This is a genomic window from Bordetella petrii, assembly GCF_020991325.1.
GTDB classification, from domain to species: domain Bacteria; phylum Pseudomonadota; class Gammaproteobacteria; order Burkholderiales; family Burkholderiaceae_B; genus Bordetella_A; species Bordetella_A petrii_E.
On record NZ_JAJMLX010000362.1, the window covers coordinates 1 to 3,734 of the forward strand.

Consider the following 3,734-nt stretch of genomic DNA (forward strand, 5'->3'; position numbering starts at 1 on the left):
GGCGCGGCGGCCGACGCGCCGCCCATCTATGCGCCCGCGGTGCAATCGGCCCTGGACGGCCTGCTGGCGGGCACGGTGCTGACGCGGCCCGAGAAAACCTATTCGGCGCCGCTGGCGGCGCGCCAGTTCACCAAGGAAACCGAGCTGATCGACGGCCAGCCCGTGCGCGATTTTCCCCGCCTGCGCAGCGGCGGCGCGCACCTCAGCCATCCTGAAAGCCAGCGCATCGGCGACATCGCCAAGCGGCTGGGTTATGGCCTGGCTGGCGGCGCCATCGCCGCGCTGCTGGGGGCAGCCCTGCTGGGCGTCGCGCTGGCGCGCGGGCGCGGCGGCTGGAAGCAGGGCCTGTGCGATATGGTTCGCGCCCGCACCGAAGTACCCTGGCGCGCCATGTGGATCACGTATGCGCTGATGTGCCTGGCGGTGGGGGCGGTGGCCGGGCTGGCCACGGGTTACCACGTATTCGGCACCGACCGCACCGGCAACGACGTGCTGTGGCAGGTGCTGAAAAGCATACGCACCGCCCTGGTCATTGGCAGCCTGACCACCCTGGCCATGCTGCCGCCCGCCATCGGTTTCGGCATTGCCGCTGGCTATTTCAAAGGCAAGGTCGATGATGCCATCCAGTACCTGTACACCACCTTGACGTCGATTCCGGGCGTGCTGCTGGTGGCGGCCTGCGCGCTGATGATGCAGGTGTACATCGATACCCATCCCGACCTGTTCGACACCTCGGCGGCCCGCGCCGACCTGCGCCTGTTCCTGCTGTGCATGATCCTGGGGCTGACGGGATGGTCGGGCCTGTGCCGCCTGCTGCGCGCCGAATCGCTCAAGCTGCGCGAACTGGAATACGTGCAGGCGGCGCGCGCCTTCGGCGTGTCGCACTGGCGCATCATGCGGCGCCACCTGCTGCCCAACGTGATGCATATCGTGCTGATCACCGCCGTGCTGGAATTCTCGGGCCTGGTGCTGTACGAGGCGGTGCTGTCGTACCTGGGCATAGGCGTGGATCCCAGCATGAACTCATTCGGTTCCATGATCGACAGCGCGCGCACCGAGATGTCGCGCGACCCGATGGTGTGGTGGAACCTGCTGACCGCTTTCACGTTCATGCTGGCCCTGGTGCTGTCGGCCAACCTGTTCGCCGACGCGGTACGTGAAGCCTTCGACCCGCGGGCGCGGCGCTACCGGCCCGGCCGGCCGGCCGAAGGCGTGGCCCCCGCCACCGCCGACACCGGAGCATCGCGATGAACCGCGCCCAACCGTTGCTGGCCGTAGATGGCCTGGACGTGGCCATCGCCGGCGAAACCGGCATGACCCACGCGGTAAAGCGCCTGCAACTGGCGATAGCGCGCAACGAGACTTTCGCGCTGGTTGGCGAATCGGGATGCGGCAAGAGCATGACGGCGCTGGCGCTGCTGCGCCTGCTGCCCGACGCGGGCCGCATCGTGGGCGGACAGGTGGCGCTGGACGGCCAGGACTTGAACCAGTTGCCGGAAAGCGCCATGCGCCGGGTACGCGGCGGCCGCATCGGCATCATCTTCCAGGAACCCTCCACCAGCCTGAATCCGGTGATGCGGGTGGGCGACCAGATACTGGAAACCCTGACGGCGCATACTTCGCTGCGCGGCGCGGCGGCGCGCGCGCGCGCCATCGACTGGCTGCGCCGCGTGGGCATTCCCGAACCCGAGCGCCGCATCGACGACTACCCGTTCCAGTTCTCGGGCGGCCAGAAACAGCGTGTCATGATCGCCATTGCGCTGGCGGCCGAGCCGGCCCTGCTGATCGCCGACGAACCCACCACCGCGCTGGACGTGACGGTGCAGGCGCAGGTACTGGACCTGTTGGCCGATATCCAGCGCGAGATGGGCATGGCCATCTTGCTGATCACCCATGACCTGGCGGTGGTGCGCAATGTCGCGCAGCACGTGGCGTTGATGCGTGGCGGCGAGATCGTCGAAAGCGCCCCGGCCGATGTGTTCTTCGAGACGCCGCGCCATGCGTATGCGCGCCAGTTGTTCGATGCCATTCCCACGTATGAAAAACGCGGCCGGCCGCTGGCCGGCGGCCAGGCCACCGCCCAGCGGCCGGTGCCCGCCCAGGCCGGCGAGGTGGTACTGGATGTGCAGGACCTGCTGGTGCATTACCCGGTGCGCAAGGGCCTGTTGCGGCGCATTGCGTCGTGGGTACGGGCCGTCAATGGTGTCACCTTCAGCCTGCGCGCCGGCGAAACGCTGGCCTTGCTGGGCGAATCGGGTTGCGGCAAGACCACTAGCGGCAAGGCCTTGCTGCGCCTGATCGACGGCGCCAAGGTGCAGGGCCGGGCACTGTTGCACGGGCAGGACATCCTGGGCGCGGGGCATGGCGAACTGCGCCGCCTGCGGCAGGACATCCAGATCGTGTTCCAGGATCCCTTTGCCTCGCTGAACCCGCGCATGCGCGTGGGCGACATCCTGGATGAAGGCATCGCCTCGTTGCGGCCAGACATGTCCGAATCAGACCGCCGCGGGCGCGTCGAGCATTTGCTGGGACGGGTGGGGTTGCCGGCGGATACCTCGGCGCGTTACCCGCACGAGTTTTCCGGCGGGCAGCGCCAGCGCATCGCCATCGCGCGCGCGCTGGCGGTGGAGCCCAAGGTGCTGATCTGCGATGAGCCGACCTCGGCGCTGGACGTGTCCGTGCAGGCGCAGATACTGGATCTGCTGCGCGAGCTGCAGGCCGAACTGGGCATTGCGTACTTGTTCATCACGCACAATTTCGGCGTGGTGGAATACCTGGCCGACCGCATCGCCATCATGCATGAAGGGCGCATCGTCGAAGAAGGTTCGGCCGATGCCGTGCTGCATGCCCCCCGGCACGAAACTACCCGCCGCCTGCTGGCGGCGGTTCCCAGGCTGGCGTTCGGGCCGGCGCGCTGATCCTGCCCGCGTCCGGCCCGGAACTGCCTCAGGCGTCCAGCCCGTGCACGTGGCGGGTTTCCAGCCATACCCGGGTGTCGTGCCGCAGGGCTTTCAAGCATTGCGCCAGGAAGCTGTGCACGGTTTCCAGTTGCCCGGTGTCGAAGTTGCGCGCCAGCAGCGTCACTTCGCGGGCAATGGCATGGCGTTCGGCCAGCAGGGCCCGGCAGTTGTCTTCCACCGGCCGGATCACGATGATCCGGCGATCCAGGGGGTGGCGGCCGCGTTCGACATAACCGGCTTCTTCAAGCCGGTTGATCAGCGCGGTGGCGCCGCCTGGACTGATGCCCATCAATTGCGCCAACTGGCCGGTAGGCAGGGACTCGAACTCGATCACCAAGTCCAGCGCCTTCAGGTCAGCCAGGGCAATTCCCATCTTCTCGGACAGGGCGGCCTGGCAGGCCGCGGTGTAGGCGGCGAACTGCCGCCCAAGCATCAGTGCGATGTCATCGATCATGCCAGGCCGTGCCTCATCGCTTTCGGAAACCGCTGGGGAAGGGCGGCTAAGGTGTATTGCAGAATCCAGTTGCAGCATGGGTTCAGCCTCCGTTGTCCGCCTATCCGATTTACCGGGCGCCGCCATTCAGGCCGCCGGTCAGGCCGCCCACCAGGCCTCCCAGCAAGCCGCCATTGGCCGCGCCGCCATTGCCCGAGCCGCCGCTGGCGCCGCCACCCAGTCCACCGGTGACGCCATTCAGCAAGCCGGTCACCGGGGCCAGCAGGCCGCCGTTGGCACCGGCATCGCCGCCACCCAGTCCGCCCGTCAGGCCGGCGACC

General features: G+C 68.0%; 3 protein-coding genes and 1 pseudogene. 2 read left to right on the forward strand and 2 right to left on the reverse strand.

The features are described 5' to 3' along the window. Nucleotides 1-1,251: ABC transporter permease (locus tag LPZ50_RS22885; RefSeq protein ID WP_230665115.1), on the forward strand; the 1,251-nt coding region annotated here is incomplete at its 5' end. Beyond that, on the forward strand, nucleotides 1,248-2,918 hold the full coding sequence (locus LPZ50_RS22890; RefSeq protein ID WP_230665116.1) for an ABC transporter ATP-binding protein: 1,671 nt from the start codon (nucleotides 1,248-1,250) through the stop codon (nucleotides 2,916-2,918). The genes LPZ50_RS22885 and LPZ50_RS22890, both read left to right, overlap by 4 nt. 28 nt (nucleotides 2,919-2,946) lie before the next feature. Here LPZ50_RS22890 and LPZ50_RS22895 read toward each other — a convergent pair whose 3' ends face one another. Further along, a complete protein-coding gene (locus LPZ50_RS22895) occupies nucleotides 2,947-3,492 on the reverse strand; it encodes a MarR family winged helix-turn-helix transcriptional regulator (protein ID WP_230665117.1) in 546 nt (181 codons plus the stop codon). Nucleotides 3,493-3,523: 31 nt separating this feature from the next. Then, nucleotides 3,524-3,734 (reverse strand): annotated as a pseudogene (locus LPZ50_RS22900) (hypothetical protein); the annotation flags it as partial.

Bases quoted from the DNA above. Each gene is read 5' to 3' on its own strand.
- LPZ50_RS22895 (WP_230665117.1), bottom strand. From the start codon at position 3,492: ATGCTGCAACTGGATTCTGCAATACACCTTAGCCGCCCTTCCCCAGCG.
- LPZ50_RS22890 (WP_230665116.1), top strand. From the start codon at position 1,248: ATGAACCGCGCCCAACCGTTGCTGGCCGTAGATGGCCTGGACGTGGCC.